The organism is Peptostreptococcus equinus (assembly GCF_027125355.1).
Classification (GTDB): domain Bacteria; phylum Bacillota; class Clostridia; order Peptostreptococcales; family Peptostreptococcaceae; genus Peptostreptococcus; species Peptostreptococcus equinus.
The window spans coordinates 1,632,513-1,651,025 of sequence record NZ_CP114052.1 but is presented as its reverse complement, the minus strand read 5'-3'; the positions used below and the strand labels follow the sequence as shown (position 1 = coordinate 1,651,025).

The 18,513-nt window shown below is 27.1% G+C and carries 21 protein-coding genes; 15 read left to right on the top strand and 6 right to left on the bottom strand.

Annotated features, from left to right (window positions below; genetic code table 11):
* Positions 1-81: 81 nt before the first annotated feature.
* From O0R46_RS08155 to O0R46_RS08135, 5 genes are all read right to left on the bottom strand, one after another.
* The gene (locus O0R46_RS08155) at positions 82-1,479 is read right to left on the bottom strand and encodes a sensor histidine kinase (RefSeq protein ID WP_269311260.1); all 1,398 of its coding nucleotides are present in this window, start codon (positions 1,477-1,479) and stop codon (positions 82-84) included.
* Positions 1,458-2,126, bottom strand: a complete 669-nt coding sequence (locus O0R46_RS08150) for a response regulator transcription factor (RefSeq protein ID WP_269311259.1) — start codon at positions 2,124-2,126, stop codon at positions 1,458-1,460. Before O0R46_RS08150 ends, O0R46_RS08155 begins: the two co-directional genes overlap by 22 nt.
* Position 2,127: 1 nt before the next feature.
* Positions 2,128-2,718 carry an ABC-2 family transporter permease gene (locus O0R46_RS08145; protein ID WP_269311258.1) on the bottom strand — a complete coding sequence of 197 codons (591 nt, stop codon included), beginning with the start codon at positions 2,716-2,718 and terminating at the stop codon, positions 2,128-2,130.
* Positions 2,719-2,884: 166 nt separating this feature from the next.
* The gene (locus O0R46_RS08140; RefSeq protein ID WP_269311257.1) at positions 2,885-3,637 is read right to left on the bottom strand and encodes a lantibiotic immunity ABC transporter MutE/EpiE family permease subunit; all 753 of its coding nucleotides are present in this window, start codon (positions 3,635-3,637) and stop codon (positions 2,885-2,887) included.
* A 5-nt stretch (positions 3,638-3,642) separates the two neighbouring features.
* On the bottom strand, positions 3,643-4,341 hold the full coding sequence (locus O0R46_RS08135; RefSeq protein WP_331275586.1) for a lantibiotic protection ABC transporter ATP-binding subunit: 699 nt from the start codon (positions 4,339-4,341) through the stop codon (positions 3,643-3,645).
* Positions 4,342-4,592: 251 nt separating this feature from the next.
* On the opposite strand from O0R46_RS08135, the gene O0R46_RS08130 reads away from it, so the two are divergent.
* From O0R46_RS08130 to O0R46_RS08070, 13 genes are all read left to right on the top strand, one after another.
* Positions 4,593-5,039: a hypothetical protein gene (locus O0R46_RS08130; RefSeq protein ID WP_269311256.1), complete on the top strand. Its 447-nt coding sequence runs from the start codon at positions 4,593-4,595 to the stop codon at positions 5,037-5,039.
* Between the two features lie 53 nt (positions 5,040-5,092).
* A complete protein-coding gene (locus O0R46_RS08125; protein ID WP_331275585.1) occupies positions 5,093-5,521 on the top strand; it encodes a DNA-deoxyinosine glycosylase in 429 nt (142 codons plus the stop codon).
* A gap of 107 nt (positions 5,522-5,628) precedes the next feature.
* Positions 5,629-6,444 carry a LicD family protein gene (locus O0R46_RS08120; RefSeq protein ID WP_269311255.1) on the top strand — a complete coding sequence of 272 codons (816 nt, stop codon included), beginning with the start codon at positions 5,629-5,631 and terminating at the stop codon, positions 6,442-6,444.
* A 202-nt stretch (positions 6,445-6,646) separates the two neighbouring features.
* On the top strand, positions 6,647-8,530 hold the full coding sequence (locus tag O0R46_RS08115; RefSeq protein ID WP_269311254.1) for a phosphocholine cytidylyltransferase/choline kinase family protein: 1,884 nt from the start codon (positions 6,647-6,649) through the stop codon (positions 8,528-8,530).
* Positions 8,531-8,575: 45 nt separating this feature from the next.
* Complete coding sequence (locus O0R46_RS08110) at positions 8,576-9,523, top strand: DMT family transporter (RefSeq protein ID WP_269311253.1); 948 nt, start codon at positions 8,576-8,578, stop codon at positions 9,521-9,523.
* A 23-nt stretch (positions 9,524-9,546) separates the two neighbouring features.
* Positions 9,547-10,236, top strand: a complete 690-nt coding sequence (locus O0R46_RS08105) for a sugar phosphate nucleotidyltransferase (protein WP_269311252.1) — start codon at positions 9,547-9,549, stop codon at positions 10,234-10,236.
* A 325-nt stretch (positions 10,237-10,561) separates the two neighbouring features.
* Positions 10,562-11,377 carry an FAD-dependent oxidoreductase gene (locus O0R46_RS08100; protein WP_269311251.1) on the top strand — a complete coding sequence of 272 codons (816 nt, stop codon included), beginning with the start codon at positions 10,562-10,564 and terminating at the stop codon, positions 11,375-11,377.
* A gap of 313 nt (positions 11,378-11,690) precedes the next feature.
* Positions 11,691-12,059, top strand: a complete 369-nt coding sequence (locus O0R46_RS08095; protein WP_269311250.1) for a VOC family protein — start codon at positions 11,691-11,693, stop codon at positions 12,057-12,059.
* Positions 12,060-12,074: 15 nt separating this feature from the next.
* The gene (locus O0R46_RS08090; protein WP_269311249.1) at positions 12,075-12,431 is read left to right on the top strand and encodes a hypothetical protein; all 357 of its coding nucleotides are present in this window, start codon (positions 12,075-12,077) and stop codon (positions 12,429-12,431) included.
* Between the two features lie 52 nt (positions 12,432-12,483).
* Positions 12,484-13,032 (top strand): flavodoxin domain-containing protein, encoded by a 549-nt coding sequence (locus O0R46_RS08085; protein ID WP_269311248.1) that lies wholly within the window; start codon positions 12,484-12,486, stop codon positions 13,030-13,032.
* 293 nt (positions 13,033-13,325) lie between these two features.
* A complete protein-coding gene (locus tag O0R46_RS08080) occupies positions 13,326-13,895 on the top strand; it encodes a DUF4256 domain-containing protein (protein ID WP_269311247.1) in 570 nt (189 codons plus the stop codon).
* Positions 13,896-13,993: 98 nt separating this feature from the next.
* The gene (locus tag O0R46_RS08075) at positions 13,994-14,860 is read left to right on the top strand and encodes an ABC transporter ATP-binding protein (RefSeq protein ID WP_269311246.1); all 867 of its coding nucleotides are present in this window, start codon (positions 13,994-13,996) and stop codon (positions 14,858-14,860) included.
* Between the two features lie 9 nt (positions 14,861-14,869).
* Complete coding sequence (locus tag O0R46_RS08070) at positions 14,870-16,465, top strand: ABC transporter permease (protein ID WP_269311245.1); 1,596 nt, start codon at positions 14,870-14,872, stop codon at positions 16,463-16,465.
* Between the two features lie 49 nt (positions 16,466-16,514).
* Here the strand turns inward: O0R46_RS08070 and O0R46_RS08065 are convergent, their stop codons facing one another.
* Complete coding sequence (locus tag O0R46_RS08065) at positions 16,515-17,321, bottom strand: thermonuclease family protein (protein WP_269311244.1); 807 nt, start codon at positions 17,319-17,321, stop codon at positions 16,515-16,517.
* A 194-nt stretch (positions 17,322-17,515) separates the two neighbouring features.
* Between O0R46_RS08065 and O0R46_RS08060 the strand changes: the two genes are divergently transcribed.
* Entirely contained in the window at positions 17,516-17,638 is a 123-nt protein-coding gene (locus O0R46_RS08060) for a hypothetical protein (protein WP_269311243.1), read from the top strand.
* 228 nt (positions 17,639-17,866) lie between these two features.
* Positions 17,867-18,412, top strand: a complete 546-nt coding sequence (locus tag O0R46_RS08055; protein ID WP_269311242.1) for a helix-turn-helix domain-containing protein — start codon at positions 17,867-17,869, stop codon at positions 18,410-18,412.
* The last annotated feature ends 101 nt before the right edge of the window (positions 18,413-18,513 follow it).

Sequence of the window (18,513 nt, the reverse complement as noted above, 5' to 3'; positions counted from 1 at the left end):
GACCTAGTCTTAATTGACTGGGTCTTTTTTATATATGAAAGCTACTATTTAAGGAGATATACTTTTTGAAAAATCTTATTTTTATGTGTTAAATTCTAATCTTGTCCTAGCACCTATAATAGTATTTTCGTTATATATATTTTCAAGAATTAATTTTCCATTATATTTTTTTGCTATTTGGTCAACTATATGTAGTCCTAAGCCATGTGTTTGCCCAACATATTTTTTAGAAGTATAGTACTTAGATTTTGCATTTTTTAAATCCACTTGACTAAATCCAGGCCCTCGATCTTCAATATAAATTGAATAAGTATTTTTTTTATTTTCAAAAGATAAATAAATATCTTTATTATTTGATGAATTCTCTATACTATTAATTAGTAAATTTTCTAAAGTTCTGTATAAATCTTCTTTTAATATTAGTAGCTGTGAGTTATCTTTTTTTAATACTATTAAATTATAGTTGTTAAATTTAGCTGTAGAATTAAGGCTACTTATCAAGTTTTCAATAACATTTTTATCACTAAGTGTCATTTTTTCGTTTGAATCGTGTACATCATCTTCTTCACTATGCAAGTTAAAATTAATTGACTTTAGTTTTTCTATATATTTTTCCAATCTTTGAATGCCAATCTGTATATTGGTAATTTTTTCATTTATAGTATTAGAATTAAATTGCATTGAATCTTCTTCAAGTAATTCTAGATTACCCTTTATTAGTGTTATAGGCGTCCTTATATCATGACTAAGAGATTCTATCATACTTTTTTCTTTTTCTTGTCTAGTCCAGAGTTCATTTAGCGTCTTTTTTAGCTCTAAACTCATTGAATTCAAAGAACTTAATATATAATCAGTTTCTTTATAATCACTATTTAAAACAGGATAATCTAAATCTAAATTTCTTATGTATAGATTGGTTTGGTTAATTTTATTTAGTTCCTTGCGTATAATAGAGATTGATCTATATATTAATAGAGAAAAACCTAGTACCCAAAGAATAAAGAAAGTTCCCATATATATTAGTTCAAAATTTGGAAAAATACTATATAGTTCCTTGGAGTTTGGAATAGCAGCTACTTTATAGGAAACAACCATATCTATGTTATTGTTTTTTATATGCACAAAAACTCTAGGATATATAAGTGTATCAGTTTTAGATTTACCATTATTGATGGCTTTTGAAATTAGCTCCTTGTATTTTTCATCAATATTTTGTGTTTTATGTATGTTTTCTTCTTTGCTTGATATTACTTTATACTGATAGTAGAAAGGTAAATCGCTAATTTTCCAATCAGATTTTTTAGTTTTTTCTACAATTTTAGGTAGTTGATTTTCTGCATAGTTTGCAGGATAGATATTTCCATTTATCATTAATAATCTAAGTATGAAAAATGATACGAGAATAATTATAAAACTATAAAATAATTCAAGCAATGAATACTTTACTAATGTTTTTGCTAAAGATTTTCTATTTCCCATTTATAACCTATCCCCCAAACTGTTTTAATAGGATTAACTCCATATTTTTCAAATTTTGATCTAATATTTTTTACTCTTTCAGTAATACTAGATTTACTATCTCCTATAGCATCATATCCATATACAGATGTGTAAATATTTTCCTTTGAAAATGTATTAGATTTATGCTTTAATAATAACTTACATATTTCATATTCAGAAGATGTCAGAGGAACATTATTATTTCCTACATAAAATGACATTTCGATAAGATCACAATAAATATTTTTGTCAGATAAACGATTTGTCTTTTTCCTGTGTTCTCTTCTAATATGTGCATCAACTCTAGCACGAAGTTCTTTTATTGAAAATGGCTTTGTAATATAGTCATCTCCTCCTGAAGCAAATCCCTCTAATCTATCATCCTCAAAATCTTTAGCGGTTAAAAATATTACAGGTGAATCTATTTGAAATCTATGTTTTCTTAAAAAATCAAATCCACTCATATTTGGCATCATAACGTCCAGTATTATTAAATCATATCGATTTAGCTTTTCGATATTAATACTGTTAATGTCGTTTTCTATATCTACTTGGTATGATTTAATTAGAGTATTTTTAATTAAATTTAATAAGTCTTGATCATCATCTATTGCCAATATTTTCATTTTATTCCTCCAAGCTTGAAGATCCTTCCCATTTTTCAAACCAAATACTTTGAATTGTTAACAAGAAAATACTAAATAAAAAGGACTTTATTAATATGTATGTTATTTCATTTATTTGATTATATTCTAGCATAAAAGAACTGTCTCTTAAAGGAGAAGTAAATTCAAAAAATAATCTTACAGGCCAAATCCAAGGAAGTATTTTCCATAAGTTTCCACCTAGCCCTGTAGTTCCCATTAATATTGCAGATAGCACGAAAACAACAGCAAGTAACAAAGTTCCAGTATAATTATACTTTATAGCTGTAAACTGATAAAATACAATAATTGGGCTAGCTGATATTATAAGAATGAAAATATATTTTGCTAACAATAAAATATTTATAGAAAATTGATTAAATAATAAATTAAATAAACTAAAACTTCCTATGCCTACAGAAACTATAATTAAAAGCAATAATTGTATGAATAGAAACTTTGATATAAATATTTTTTTTCTATTGATTCCCGATCTAGTTTCAATAGCATAATTTCCAGCAGCTTTGTCAACTGAATAAATCATTGGTATATAAAATCCTAGACAAAAAACCATACATATAGAAAAAAGCAGACAATAAATCCTCAACGTATCACCAAAATTGTATTTTCCCAGTATTTGCAAATATATAAACATCACAAGTGAATATATTAATGGTAGTATGAGTGTAATTAGCCTTATATATGTTCTTTTTGTCTTTAGATAATTTGCGTAAATTAAATTAAGCATTTTCTTTCCTTTCTATAAAAATTTGTATTACTGTTAGAATTGCATATATTGAAATTGATAGTATTAATCCAATTGTTATAACATTAGTATTATACAGTGGATTAGGCCTTACTAAAATAGTTCCGTTGGGATGTATTCCTAGTATTGGAGCTATCATTCTTAAATTGTATCCCCAAGGGAAAATCCACCAGTAATCTTTAGTAGCTATAATAGCACTAGGAAAGCTTACGATAAAGTTTATTAAGATTAGTACGACTCTATTTGTAAATTTTGAAATAAAAAAACTAAAAGATATTATAGGCAATATACCAAAAAATAAACAAAAATTCGCAAAAATAACATTAGGAAATGCAATATTTTCACCATTAACTAATATTGACAAAATTAAAAATCCTATCGTTGAAACACATATTATTATGAAAAAATCAAATAGTACTACGGCATTCTTTGCTATAAATAAATTCGATGTATCTAAACCTAAACTTTTATAAAAAGATTGATTATATGATTTTTCTTTTTTTACTATATTTGACACATATAAAGATATAACAACAGGTAGTATAAGTAGGGGGTACCAGTTGTAAGCTGCAGATATCAAGAAGCTCTTGCCATAAGAATTACCACCCATCATCATAGACATAATATATGTAAAGATAACAAATATTATAGGAACTATAAAAAGCATTTTTCTATTTGCAGATCTTTTTTCTTTTAAAAATTCTACTTTTATTTGTTTTATTAACATTTTAATTATCTCCTTTTTCTTTTGATTATTTCCAAGAATAATTCTTCAAGATCTTTGCTATTTTTGTCATTAACATTTTCATAACACAACATACCTTGATAAATTATTCCAATTGTATCAGCTACTTGCTGAATTTCATTTAGTATGTGACTAGATATAATAATGGTTATTCCTTTAGCAGATAGGGATTTAATTAACTCTCTCATTTCTTGAATGCCTAGAGGATCAAGTCCATTTGTAGGTTCGTCTAATATCAATAGTTGAGGATTATTTATAAGAGCCATTGCTATACCGAGCCTTTGCTTCATACCCATAGAAAAATTTTTTACTATTTTTTTCCCAGTATTTTCAAGATTTACTAATTTAAGTGACTCATCAATTTTACTTTTATCTAAATCGAGCATAGTAGTTAGTATTTGTAAATTTTCACGTGCTGTTAGATTTGGATAAATTGATGGATACTCAATTATAGAGCCAATATGTTTTAAATCGTATTTTGAAAATTTATGACCGTCAAAAATTATAGAACCCTCACTGGCTTTTAATGATCCACAAAGTATTTTTAATAAAGTAGATTTACCTGCTCCATTTGGACCCAAAAGACCATATACACTTCCTTTTTTCACACTGATAGATACATTTTCTAGTATACTTGAATTTTTAAATTTTTTACTTATTCCTTTTGTTTCAATAATATTTTTCATAATAATTACCTCCATGATTAGAGAATAATATAAAATTATAACTGAATTATAACTATCTTCATTTTTTATCATCTATTAACTATAATAATATTTATAGGAGAATTACTTATAATACAGATATTAAGTTATATTTGGTTGGTATATTCTTATTTAAAAATATTATAAATAAATTAAAATTAAAGTGAAAAAATATGTGTATTATATGATATATTTAGATTAATATAATAGTCATATATTTATGGGAGGTAAAAATGAATAAAAAAATTATATTTTCTATATTATTTGTGCTTTTTCTATCAGGAGCGCTGTTTTTAGATTTCTATTTACTACCACAGATGATAGAAAGTGGTAAGTCATCTAGTAATATATCTTCAATCGTGATTTATAGTATTGTATTTATGAATATTTTATATTTTATAATAGGTTATTTCTTGTCAAAGGTTGTGGCAAGTGCTTGTAGACCACATAAGATATATTATTTAGTCAAGATACTAGTGTTGGCAGTTTTAATAATTTTCACAATAGAAATTGGCGCTATAGTTCTAGGCTTACCTAGAATAGGAATATTCCCAGAACATTTTTTAACTTGGTTGGTACAAAATTCAGATAGGCCGCAAGCTTTGTGTACAATATGTGGTATTTTATTTGGAATAAAGCCCATGAAGAGGGAAAATTTTAAGAAGAGCAGGAGGAAATAGCAATTTTACATACTATCGAGCCAACATATAATTCCGAATCAAAGATACTGATTTTGGGTTCATTCCCGTCAGTAAAATCTAGAGAGTGTGGATATTTTTATGGTCATCCTCAAAATAGATTTTGGAAAGTGATGAATGCATTATTTGATGAAGAAATAAAAAATGAAATAGAAGATAAAAAGAATTTTTTATTAAAGCATAAGATTGCACTATGGGATGTAATAGCATCATGTGATATTGTTGGATCATCGGATTCATCAATAACAAATGTAGTGGCAAATGATATATCTAATATTTTGAAAGAATCATCTGTTGAAAAAATATTTGTTAATGGAAGAAAGTCACAGGAATTATATAAAAAATATATAGAAAAACAAGTCGGTATAAAGGCAGAATACCTGCCATCTACTAGTCCCGCTAACGCAAGATGGACTGTAGAAAAGCTGTTAAGAGAGTGGAAAACTATTAAAGATTTTTTGTAGCTTTATACATTAATAAGATATTCATGCTATAATAAATATATTGAAATTATACTAGTTTGAGATTAAATTTTCTGCAAACTAAATATATAAATTTATAGGGGTATTTTATGTTTAAGCAAAATGTTGACAAAATAATAGAGTCTAATGATAGTGAACTTAGAAAATTACAAATGGTTATTCTTGAAATTTTGAAGGTTATCGACAAAATATGCAAGGAAAATAATATTAATTATTGGATTGATGCGGGAACACTTTTGGGTGCAAAAAGACATGGGGGTTTTATACCATGGGATGACGATTGTGATATATGTATGATGAGAGAAGATTATAACAAATTTCAGAAGGTTATAAAAAATGAACTTCCAGAGGGGTTGATTTTTGAAAATAAAAATTGTAAAAATTGGTCACAAAAAGATGTTGATATACAGCCTTCTTTCTTAAAAATATTTTATTTAGATCACTTTAAAGGATTTGAAAGGGCATCAGGACTGGCTTGTAGAGGAACCTTTGTAGATATATTTCCAATGGATCCTGTAAATGTAGATATAATTGATTCTAAGTTAGGAAAGATTTTAAATAAAGTGGCATATTTTAGAAAATCAAAACCACAAAAATTTAGAGATTATTTTAAGATTTTTTTGCAGAAATTAAGTATAGAAGAGTTATGGATTAATAAATGCTCAAAATTAGATAAGTATGGAAAAGCAGATTATATAGTTTATGGAGTGGATACGCCATTTCTGGATAGAAAATATATGCAAAAAAAAGATACAATTTTTCCACTATCAAACATAGCATTTGAAGGAATACAGGTATCTTGCCCAAATAAAGTTGAGGATTACTTAGAAAAAATGTATGGAGATTATATGAAACTTCCAAGTCAAGAGGAGAGAATACCTCATATTTTGAATCTCAGAATATAAAAATATCCAGTTTAAAAATTGAACATGTTCAATAAAAACCTATCTTATTTAATAAGATAGGTTTTTATTTTGTGTAAATTATATATTATATACGTTAAAAATTCATTTAATAATCACTTGACATAGAGTGTATATAGGGCATATACTAAAGGTGTTCATAAGTTGAACTGCTTTTTTATATGTAAAAACTTGGGAGGTATCTATGAGTAAGTTATTTGATATACTTTTATTGATAAATAACAATGATAAAGTAACACAAAGATTTTTAGCTGATGAATCAGGAATATCCTTGGGAGGAGTAAATTCTATAGTAAAAAATTTAGAAGAACAAAATTATATCAAAAAAAATCAGATTAGTAAATCTGACTATAGCCTTACAAATCAAGGTATGGAAGTATTGGAAAGATTTGTAATAGAAAATCAAAATAGAAGGATTAGATTGGAAGATTCTAGTAAATCTCAGGTTGTAAGTCAGGCTGTAATACTTGCTGCTGGTGAAACTGTTTTCGGAAAACCTGCTGGTTTTCTAAAGATGGACCAAGAAAGCGTTATTGGTAGGATGATTTCTATTTTAGAAGAGAGACAGATAGATGATATAATTATTGTTGCTGGTTATAAAAAGGAGTATTATTTAGAATTAGCTAAAACTAATCCTAAAGTAAGAGTTGTTGTAAATGACAGATACAAGCATACTGGCACAATGTATTCAATTTTCTTGTGTAAAGATTTTATAAAAAATGATTTTATTTTGCTGAAAGATAATCTTATTTATCAAGATAGAGCTGTAAGAAAACTTATAGCTCACGATGAACATACCTCAATGCTTATTACTTCCGAAAGTGGTTCTGGACAGGAAGCTTTTGTAGAAATTAGAGATAATAGAGTATATAAATTAGCAAAAGATAGGCACCAATTCAATAAAATTGATGGTGAGTTGGTAGGACTTACAAAAATATCTTTTTATTACTTTAATAAGATGCTAAAACAATTTGAATATAATAAGAATCCATACATAAATTATGAATATACACTTATGGATGTAGGTAGAGAATATAAGGTTGGTTATATAAAATTAGATGATTTAGTATGGTATGAGATTGCCACACATAAAAATTTGAAGAAGGCTAGAGGACAGATATATTCTTCTATACTTAGAAGAGACGATCTTAAAAAACAAGATAAATTGAAGGATGAATTAGTCAGAGAGTTAGATATTAATAAAGATGATATTAAATCTATAGAATCTGCAGGTGGAATGACAAATAAAAATTACAAGGTTGACATAAATGGAGAGATGTTTATTCTCAGAATAGCAGGGGCAGGAACTGAGAAGATGATTAGTAGAATTAATGAGAAAAATAACTCTATAATAGGAAGCATTTTAGGTTTAAATACTGATACATTGTATTTTAATGAAGAGACGGGTGTAAAGGTGAGTAAGTTTATAGAAAATGCAGAAACTTTAAATCCTACTACAGCAAAAAAAGAGAATAATATGGAGATTGTTGCTAGTCTACTTAAAAAACTGCATTTTTCATGTGTCGATTTTGACAATGAGTTTAATGTATTTAGAGAAATTGAAAAATATGAAGCTTTAATAAAAGAAGTAAATGGAAGGTACTATGATGAAGATGAGTATCCAATTATAAGGGAAAAAGTAATGGCTTTAGAAGATGAATTAGAAAAAATTGGTAAAGACTATTATACTTGTCATAATGATACTGTTGCGGAAAATTTTATAAAGGGTGACGATAGAAATTATCTAATAGATTGGGAATATGCTGGAATGAATGATCCTATGTGGGACATTGCAGGTCATATCATTGAATGTGATTTTAATGAAGATGAGGAGGAATTATTTAAAAATAAATATTTTAGCATAGATTACGATCTAAAAAAGGGTAGTGAAAAACCTAGTCAGGTTCAAGAAGAAAAGATATTGCTATTTAAAATATGCCAAGACTTCCTATGGGCTATTTGGACCGTATATAAAGAAGCAAGGGGTGTTCATTTTGGAGACTATGGTCTTATGAGATATGAAAGATCCAAGAATAACTTAGAAAAGTTTTACAATAAGTATATGTAAAAACTATAAATTGATTTTTTAACGATTATTTTATGGAGATGTGTAATGAAAAAAAATTATAGAAACAATATAAAATTTGGAGTAACATCAGGTTTATCTTCTGGTATACTCTGGGGGCTAGATACTGTGATAACAGGTATTATTTTAACAATGTATTCTTTTGTATCAGATGTCCAGGTAATAGCAATTGCTCCGATTGTAGCTGCATTTTTACATGACTTGTCCTCAGCATTTTGGATGACTTTAGTGTCAGTGTTTAAGAAAGATTTTTTTAATACAATTAAGTTAATAAAGACTAGAAGCGGAAGATTCGTTGCCTTGGCAGCAATATTTGGTGGTCCAGTTGGCATGATGGCATATATGTTTGCTATCTCAAACATAGGTCCCGGATATACTGCTGCAATTTCAGCTGTATATCCAGCTGCAGGAGCATTTTTTGGATATATATTTTTAAAAGATAAACTATCAATTAAAGGATGGATTGGTCTTTCCATGAGTATTTTATCAATAATAATTTTAGGTTATAGTCCAGGAGATGCCGATGTTAAAAATTTTGCTTTCGGTTTTATAGCGGCCTTAATAACTATTTTAGGATGGTCTTTGGAAAGTGTTATTTGTGCATATGGTATGAAAGATGATATAATGCCTATGGAAGCATTAACTATAAGACAGGTTACTTCAGCATTGATATACTTGGTAATTGTGGTTGTATTTATAAAAGGTGGGAGTCTATCTTATCATGTATTAACTACAAAAACTATGCTATATATTTTGATAACTGCATTAATAGGAACTTGTTCTTATATTTTTTATTACAGTGCAATTGATTCAATTGGGCCGGTTAAAGCCACTGGATTAAATATCACTTATTCTATTTGGGCAATAATTTTCTCATTGGTGATATTTGGTGGAGATTTGAGTTTTAAATTGGTATTTTGCTCAATATTGATTATAATTGGCTCTGTATTGGTATCAAAAGACCAAGCACAATAAATAAAGTTGGGAGCAAGATGTATATGAAAGCAATCATATTAGCAGCAGGTATGGGTACAAGACTTAGACCCTTAACAGAAGATAGACCAAAATCTCTTGTAGAGGTTTCAGGTGAGGCTATGACAGAAAGGCAAATTAGATTTTTAAAAGAAAAAGGAATCCATGATATAACTCTAGTAGTTGGTTACAAGAAGGAGTATTTTGATTATTTGGTGGAAAAATATGGTGTAAAGACAGTTTTTAATGATAAATTTGATATTTACAATAATATTTACTCAATGTATTTAGTAAGAGATATATTACCTGAATCTTACGTATTAGAAGGTGATGTATACATGAACGAAAATATAATTGATGAAAATGTAAATCGTTCAACATATTTTTCATCATATAAAGATAATTTTCAAAATGAATGGAAATTGGTGATCAATGATAATCATAAACTTGAAAGAATAGATATATGTGATGGTCATGGTTATATTATGTGTGGAGTTTCTTATTGGGCTGAAAATGAAGGAAAATATATAAAAAATGAGTTAGATAAGCTTGAAAGTATAAAAGACTTTGAAAATATGTATTGGGACGATATAGTTAGGAATAATGTGAATCAATTAGATATACATATTAAAGCCTTAAATGAAAATGATCTTATGGAGATTGATAGTATAAGTGATTTAGAAAAAGTAGAAGCTTTCTTAGAAAAAAATAAATAATACATTAAAAAAATATAAAAACACTGCTTATATATTTTAATATAAGCAGTGCTTTTATTATTAGTGGTTTCTATATAAGTTATATCTAAAAGACTATTATCATAATCGTGAAGTGTGCGCACAGAAAGCCCTGATAATTTTGAAGCTTCTTTAATTAAAAACATGTTACTTACCTCCTATGACTAGAGTATAATCTATGACGTAAGGTAATAGTCAACACAAAATATAAATAATTTATAAAAATTTTCAATATGTGATTAAGAATAAATATCAATAGGGTATATTAATTTATATTGTAATTTTATTTTAAGCAGGAGGCACAATAATGAAAGATAATTTTTCTGTTAAGTTAATAGATATAATTGATGAAGGAAACAAAAGAGCTACTTATATATTCGACAAACCTAGTGATTTTAATTGGGATGAAGGAAGCCATATCTCTCTCGGTTTAGAAGATTGTTTTATAGATGGAAAGAGAAATAAAGCTAGGGTTAGAGAATTTTCTATTGCAACTACTATTGATGAAGATAAGGTTGTAATATCTACTAGATTAGATAGTAGTGAATCTGAATACAAGAAACTTTTATCACAGATGAAAATAGGGGATTCTTGCAGTATTTTTGGATGTGGTTCAAGGATGAAGTTGAGAAGAGAGAATAAAAATGTTGTTCTTATTTCTATGGGTGTAGGAATGGCGACAATGAGACCCTTAATAACATCTTATTTAAAAAATCAAGAAGGAATAGGATCTATGACAAATATTGTGGTGAATAAATCAAATGATTATTTATATAAGAAGGAACTCTTGGACTCTCCAAAAAAGAATTTTAAAAACATATGTTATACAGGCAGACAACAGTATAAAGAAAATTTAATGAAAGATGATTTTGGACAGGCAGTTTATTATATTGTAGGAAGTAACGCATTTTTAAAAGATAGTGTAAATCTACTTCGAGAAAAGGGAGTAGCTGTTGAAGATATTATGATAGACAAAGAAAGAACAAAGCTTGAATCATACTATGATGCAAATAGCTATGAAAATATGCAAGTGAAAAATTATAGTGCAACATCAGCATCATTTATACCATTGGCGTTTGCTATGGGTGGTTGCTCGTGTGGTGGAAATTGTACATGTAAATAATTGAATAATTTTTTTAAACCTAGCATAAATTTATTTTTTGTTAGGTTTTTTAAAATTTTGTTTTATATAATGTAAAATTTTTTGAAAAATCCGAAATAGATGATATAATTACTATACTAAGAAAATAAATATTAATAAATTTATTTTAGAATTTATTTATTAATGTTAAATATAGGTGTATTTGATACACTAATTTATATAAATAAAAACTAATGATTTAAGAGTATTAATTTTATTTAAATGGTTTATAAGTATTTTTAAGTTCAATAGATATATTTAAATAGATGGACTGATATATGAAAGAGGGGTTATTATGCTACAGAAAATAGAAATAATGTTATATGTAAATAGTGTGGAAAAGGCAGCTCAATTTTGGAAAGATGCATTTGGAGCAGTAGAAACAGATTATCAGACTATGCCAGATAATTCTATTAGTATAAGTTTGAAGATTACAAATGACCTAGATATGAGAATTTTTGATAAAAATTTTGTTGTAAAATATTCGCCCGAGATTAGTGTTGCAACTCCATCATTAATGTTATATACAGATGGAATTAATTTACTTCACGAGAGAATATCTAGAATGGGTGTGGCAATCAGTCCTATACAGGACTTTGATGGAGTATTACAGTTTAATTTTTCAGACTATGAAGAAAATTATTTTGCAGTTAGTGAATTATAAAAAGGTGGTAAATTAATGGGAATTATAATTTCATATATATTTATATCAGTATCCGCTGTTATACTTACTATTTTAGGTATATTAGCTCTTAATATGAGGCTTCCAATAGAATTTATAGCATTTTTTAGCAAATCAAATTACTCAATAATGGAAGTAAAGCCTTTTAGTAAAGAGCATGGTATTGTTTGGATTTTATCTTCAATGCCTTTATGGATATCATTATTTTTAATTGAAAATTATTTAAATGTTGCATTTATAACATTATTGCTAACTATTAATATTGGTATTCCGCTAAATATTCTTGCATATTCAAAAATAAGAAAGAAATATAGTAGAGAGTCTAATATATTCGGAAGAAAGATATATAATTAGTAAAATATTTAATAATAAATAATAACAAGACATAAAGTGAGAGGTAGGTACTATGTATAAAGGTATTATAATTTATAAATCAAAATATGGAGCCAGCAAAAAATATGCAAATTGGATTGCTGAAGAAACAAATCTTAAAGTAAAAGAAATTGAAGATGTAACTGTTTTTGATATAGAAAAAAATGATATAATTATATTAGTTGGTGGAGTGTATGCATCAGTATTTGCCTGTTACAGTTTTATGAAGAAACATATAGATGTCTTGAGATTCAAAAAACTAGCAATATTTTGTGTAGGAGCTGCAGATTCTGATGATTCATATAAGGATGCACTGATGGATGATAGTAATATATTAAAAATAGGAGAATTTTTCTATGGTCGAGGATCAATGGACATAAAAAACATGACCTTTAGAGATAAAACAATAATGAAACTTGTGAGAAAGGCTTTGTTAAGGAAAAAGAAGCATGAAGATTTGTCTATTGATGAAGGAAAATTAAATGCAGATGATATGTTGGATATGATAGATAATAGCTCAGATTGGACTGATAAATCTTATATAGTTCCGCTTGTAAGTTGGTTTAATGAGAATAATAAATAAGGAAAAGGAAACTTTTGCAATTACAGCAAAGGTTTCTTTTTTAGTTGAAAAATAAAACATTACAGCGAGCTATCGGCAGGAAAAAGACAAAAAGTAGTAATATATCTAGAACCTGTACTAATATTAGCAAATGAACTTACAGTTAGTCTAGCTATTAAAGTGGTAAAATTATTGACGTTTAAAAATTTTTGAATTATAATATGTAATACAAAGAATGCAAAAATAAACATTTATGTATAGATATTTTTATATATTTTATACAATCTCAGTCAATAAATGGAAAGGTAAATTTTATGAAAAATATTGAAGAAATAAAACTTGATAATAAATCAATAAAAGAGTTTATAAAACTTTTGGAGCTAAGATTCTTAGAAAATATGCATCGTCATCCACAAATAGACTGGGTAAATGTGGAAAATAGACTAGAAAAAAATAGAAACTTAGTAGAAATTATTTACAGGATGGAGAAAACTGGTGGGGAACCAGATTTAATAGAATATGACGAGCACAATGATAAATATATTTTTTGTGATTTTTCTATAGAAAGTCCATCGGGTAGGAGAAGTCTTTGCTATGATTTACAAGCTTGGGAAAAAAGGAAGAAAAATAAGCCAATAAGCGATGCTCATACAGTAGCAGAAAAAATTGGCATAGAAATTTTAGATGAAAATTGGTATAGAAAATTGCAAAGTCTAGGAGATTTTGATTTTAAATCTTCAAGTTGGATAGAAACACCAAATTCTATGAGAAAACTTGGAGGAGGACTGTTTGGAGATAAAAGATATAATAGAACTTTTATTTATCATAATGGTGTGGAATCCTATTATGCTTCGAGAGGTTTTAGGGGTTTGTTAAGAGTATAAACAAAAATACTACATATTTTATTTATAGTAGTTATAGTTATATTTATATAATTTTTAATTATATTTAAAATGTATTTATTAGTTTGGAGATGACTTTAATGAAGTTAATAGAGCTTGAAAATGTTAGTAAATCATTTGGAAGGTATAAGGCTTTGGATAATATTAATTTAAGCCTTGATAACGGTGAGGTTTTAGGATTTATTGGTCCAAACGGATCTGGAAAAACCACTACACTTAGAATTATTCTAGGTATGCTAAAATCAAAAGGTTCAGCTAGAGTTTTTGGTATGGATGCTTGGAAAGATGCTGTCTCTATACATAGAAATCTTTCCTATGTTCCTGGAGATGTAAATTTATGGCCAAATATGACAGGCGGAGAAGTCATAGATTTATTTTTGAGAATAAAGGATAGTAGGGAGAAAAAATACAGAGATGATTTAATGGAAGAATTTGAATTAGATCCTAGAAAAAAATGTAGGACATATTCTAAGGGAAATAGGCAAAAAGTAGCCTTAATAGCAGCTCTTTGTTCAGATGTAGATTTATATATATTTGATGAACCTACATCAGGTTTAGATCCGCTTATGGAAAGTATATTTCAAAAACAAGTGAAGAAATTAAAGAATCAAGGAAAAAGTATTTTATTATCTTCACATATTTTAACTGAAGTAGAAAGCTTGTGTGATTCTATAAGTATAATAAAGTATGGAAAAATAATAGAATCAGGTAAATTAAATGATATAAAACATTTAAATACTAGTAATTTTATTATAGAAACTCAAAAACCAGTTATTAAATTACTAACACCAGTTAAAAATATTTCTATTATTGGAAATAGATTGGAGTTAAGTGTGGATAAAGAAAATATAGGTTTATTGATTAATGAACTGAACTCATATAACATTAAATCTATTGAAAGTAAAAGTCAAACATTGGAAGAATTGTTTATGAGTCATTATAGGTAGGTGTTGAATATGAGTAAATTATTTAGAAATACGGGATCTTTGGCGTTTTTTACCTTAAAAAGAGAAAGAATAAAACTTCCTTTGTGGATAATTTTCATATGCGCATTTTTAGTGTTATTAGTTCCTGTATATGATGATTTAATTAAGACAACCTCTAATATCAAGTCATTGGTAGATACTATGAAAAATCCAGCAATGATAGCAATTGTTGGACCTGTTTTTGAAAAAAAGGAATTTACATTAGGTTCAATGTATGCAAATTATATGTTGTTATATTCTATAGTTATGATTGCTATCTACAATATATTTTTAATAAGTGCAAATACTAGAAAAGATGAAGAAGATGGAAGATTAGAGTTATTAAAATCGCTACCGCTTGGTAGGCTTTCAAGTATTAGTTCTATTAGTATAATACTAGTTCTATCAAATTTGATTGTGGCCATAATAACTTGTATAGGTTTATATTATATTAGTCCAAAGTTAGCATTTTTGGGATGTTTGAATTTTTCATTAGCTATATTTGTAAGTGGAGTTTTATTTGGAGCAATAAGTATATTTTTCTCTCAAATTTGTGTAAATAATAGAAGTGCAATGGGATTTTCATTTTTAATATTATTGGCTTTATATTTTATGAGGGCTATAGGAGATTTATCCAATGAAACTCTATCATTGATATCGCCTTTGGGATTAATACTTAGAACTGAGAATTTTGTGAACAATTATTTTTGGCCTATAGCTATAATAGTATTAGAAATATTAGTAATACTATGTATTTCATTCATTATAGCCTTAAAAAGAGATATAGGAACTGGTCTAATTCCTCAATTCAAAGGTAAAAAACACGCAGGTTATATACTAAGAGGAATTAGGACTTTTTCTATTAAACTAACTTATAAAACTCTGGTATTATGGGTAGCTTTGATATTTTCTTTAGCAGCGATATATGGTTCTGTATTTGGGGATATGGAATCATATATAAATTCATCCGATATGATGAAAGCTATGTTTTATGGTGCAGGTAGTGGTAAACTTGTAGAACAATTTATATCAATGTTTATGTATATAATGTCAATAATAGCATGTATTCCAGTATTAGTGATTATTAATAGAACTATATATGAAGAAAAAAGTAAAAGAATAGATGAGATACTTACCAAGGCTGTATCTAGGAATCAGTACCTAAATTCATATTTATGGATATGTATTTTAGCGATTATATTATTTCAATTGCAGATATCAGTTGTTTTTTGGGCAGTGGGAAAACAATATCTGGGTTCTATACCAGATTTAGATGTGTTTTTAAAGGCATCATTATTATTTGTACCGGCTAATTTCTTAATGCTGGGAATAAACGTTTTTTTAATAGGGGCTTTACCTAAATTTGCAAAATTGAATTATATATATCTTACTTATTCCTTTTTTGTAATGTATTTAGGAAAGTTGCTAGACTTGGATAATATTTTTAAGAGTATTGTACCATATGGATACGTAGTTCAGTATCCTATAGAAAAAATAGATTTATGGCCTTCAATTGTAATGGTTCTTGTGGGATATTTACTTATTAAATTAGGTTATATAGCATATAATATGAGAGATATACAATAACAAAAATAGCTTTATTTTATGCAATAAAAGCATAAAATAAAGCTATTTATTAATTTTGAGCTTTTCTATATCCAGCATCTTTCGCATCTTTTTCACTATCAAAATATATAGTATTGGATTCTTTTATAGTGTTGTAAGATCTACTCCCTGGTATATGATAAACTTTTGAATTTTTATTTCCCTTTATTTTTTTATTGTTGTTATTTGTTGAATCATTTATATTTTCTTTTGAGTTCTTATTATTTTCTACATTTTTTTTGAGGTTTTTTTTAGTTGTTAGTCTTGAATTCTCCTCTTTTGTTTGGCTAGGGTCTGACCATAATCCTATTTTTCCTTCTCTTGCATCAGCTTGTAGTTGTCTAAATAAGTCATTATATCTGATATCTGGCTGATAAGTGTATACATATGCGTATCCTTCTTTTACAAGAATTGCATTGTACATTTTGTTTTTAATCTCGTCATTGCTTGGGTTATCGTTTTGTGGTTTTTCTAACCAAATGTATCTCAATAATCTACCATACTTATCTGTATCAGAGACATCTTTTTGAAGGTATATAGTTTTTCCAGCCAATTGTTTTTTTGTAAAATTACTAGCCTCTTTTCCATAGTATTCTACGGGTTTATTGGGATGAACAGTTTCTGGTGTATCTACACCAACCATTCTAATCTTATAATCGCCACCATTTATATTAACACTAATGGTATCACCATCTGTGACTCTAGTGACTCTAGCCTTTGTAAAAGTAGCATCACTATCGTCTTTAGCATTTTTGGTACATGCAGATAGAGTGGAAACTAGACAAAATACTATAATAGAACTTAGAATCAACTTAAAAATCTTGTTAATTTTTTTCAATTTACTACCTCCATTTCACATATTACTATTATAGCAAAAATGTCGATTAAGTAAATGATTATTACTAATGTATATCAGTATAAAAATAACTCTTATAAATAAATATTTAAATTTTGTTACTAAGAATGTATATTTATAAGAATAATGAAATTGCACAATAAGCTAATAGAATTGACATTACAATATTTGTTATTTTGGCATGTTCAGAGAATAGTGATTTAAATACTGAACCAAATAATGCCCAACAAAGTGTAAAAATGAATCCAATAGTTGCTAGCAAGAAAGAAAATCCTAGTAAAATAGGAGTATTACCTTGATAAAAAGGCAATATATAAGCCTCCATTGAAACTATACAATAAATATATTTTTATTATGCATAATTTTGATACAATATATTGCACTTTAATTACAATATATTGTCAATGAAAATGTAATAAATTATAATAAAATAACAATATATTGTACTGGACAGTTTTTATGTATTATAATTAAACTGTGTAAAAAATGGTATAATATATTTAACTTTATGGGTAGGTGGTAAAAAAATGAGTATTAATGTAAGAATAGCAAATAATGTGAAAAAAATAAGAGAAGAAAAACATATAACATTGGATAAAGCTGCTGCATTGACAGGAGTTTCTAGAAGTATGCTTTCTCAGATAGAAAAAGGAGATGTAAACCCAACTATTTCAGTAATTTGGAAAATAGCAAATGGTTTTAAAGTATCATTTACTTCAATAATGGAAGAGGATAATTTGGAAAGTGTAGTAGTAAAAGAGGTGCAACCACTTATTAATGATGAACATCAAAAATACCTAAATTATCCTACTTTTACTTTCGATGATAAAAAACATTTTGAGATGTATAGAATTCTTATAGAAGAAGGAGGAATATTAAATGCTGAGCCACATTTAGTAAAATCAGAAGAATATATAACTATTTTTGATGGAAGGGCTGAAATTTCTGTAGGCGAAGAAAAGTTTATATTAGAAAAAGGTGATTCGTTAAAATTTGCAGCAGATCAAAAACACTTTTATAAAAATGCTGGTGAAGGAACTTGTGCAATAAGTATGTTAATTTATTATTCATAAACAAGAAATATAATTTTATTATCCATATAAAAAATTTGATTAGCCTTTAACAAAAAATTAATAATAACATATAAAAAAGAAAATATTTGGGTAAATAATAA

Bases quoted from the DNA above. Each gene is read 5' to 3' on its own strand.
- O0R46_RS08135 (WP_331275586.1), bottom strand. From the start codon at position 4,341: ATGAAAAATATTATTGAAACAAAAGGAATAAGTAAAAAATTTAAAAAT.
- O0R46_RS08130 (WP_269311256.1), top strand. From the start codon at position 4,593: ATGAATAAAAAAATTATATTTTCTATATTATTTGTGCTTTTTCTATCA.
- O0R46_RS08140 (WP_269311257.1), bottom strand. From the start codon at position 3,637: ATGTTAATAAAACAAATAAAAGTAGAATTTTTAAAAGAAAAAAGATCT.
- O0R46_RS08090 (WP_269311249.1), top strand. From the start codon at position 12,075: ATGGGAATTATAATTTCATATATATTTATATCAGTATCCGCTGTTATA.
- O0R46_RS08115 (WP_269311254.1), top strand. From the start codon at position 6,647: ATGAGTAAGTTATTTGATATACTTTTATTGATAAATAACAATGATAAA.
- O0R46_RS08150 (WP_269311259.1), bottom strand. From the start codon at position 2,126: ATGAAAATATTGGCAATAGATGATGATCAAGACTTATTAAATTTAATT.
- O0R46_RS08145 (WP_269311258.1), bottom strand. From the start codon at position 2,718: ATGGTTTTTTGTCTAGGATTTTATATACCAATGATTTATTCAGTTGAC.
- O0R46_RS08110 (WP_269311253.1), top strand. From the start codon at position 8,576: ATGAAAAAAAATTATAGAAACAATATAAAATTTGGAGTAACATCAGGT.
- O0R46_RS08055 (WP_269311242.1), top strand. From the start codon at position 17,867: ATGAGTATTAATGTAAGAATAGCAAATAATGTGAAAAAAATAAGAGAA.
- O0R46_RS08155 (WP_269311260.1), bottom strand. From the start codon at position 1,479: ATGGGAAATAGAAAATCTTTAGCAAAAACATTAGTAAAGTATTCATTG.
- O0R46_RS08120 (WP_269311255.1), top strand. From the start codon at position 5,629: ATGTTTAAGCAAAATGTTGACAAAATAATAGAGTCTAATGATAGTGAA.
- O0R46_RS08100 (WP_269311251.1), top strand. From the start codon at position 10,562: ATGAAAGATAATTTTTCTGTTAAGTTAATAGATATAATTGATGAAGGA.
- O0R46_RS08095 (WP_269311250.1), top strand. From the start codon at position 11,691: ATGCTACAGAAAATAGAAATAATGTTATATGTAAATAGTGTGGAAAAG.
- O0R46_RS08105 (WP_269311252.1), top strand. From the start codon at position 9,547: ATGAAAGCAATCATATTAGCAGCAGGTATGGGTACAAGACTTAGACCC.
- O0R46_RS08080 (WP_269311247.1), top strand. From the start codon at position 13,326: ATGAAAAATATTGAAGAAATAAAACTTGATAATAAATCAATAAAAGAG.
- O0R46_RS08070 (WP_269311245.1), top strand. From the start codon at position 14,870: ATGAGTAAATTATTTAGAAATACGGGATCTTTGGCGTTTTTTACCTTA.
- O0R46_RS08075 (WP_269311246.1), top strand. From the start codon at position 13,994: ATGAAGTTAATAGAGCTTGAAAATGTTAGTAAATCATTTGGAAGGTAT.
- O0R46_RS08085 (WP_269311248.1), top strand. From the start codon at position 12,484: ATGTATAAAGGTATTATAATTTATAAATCAAAATATGGAGCCAGCAAA.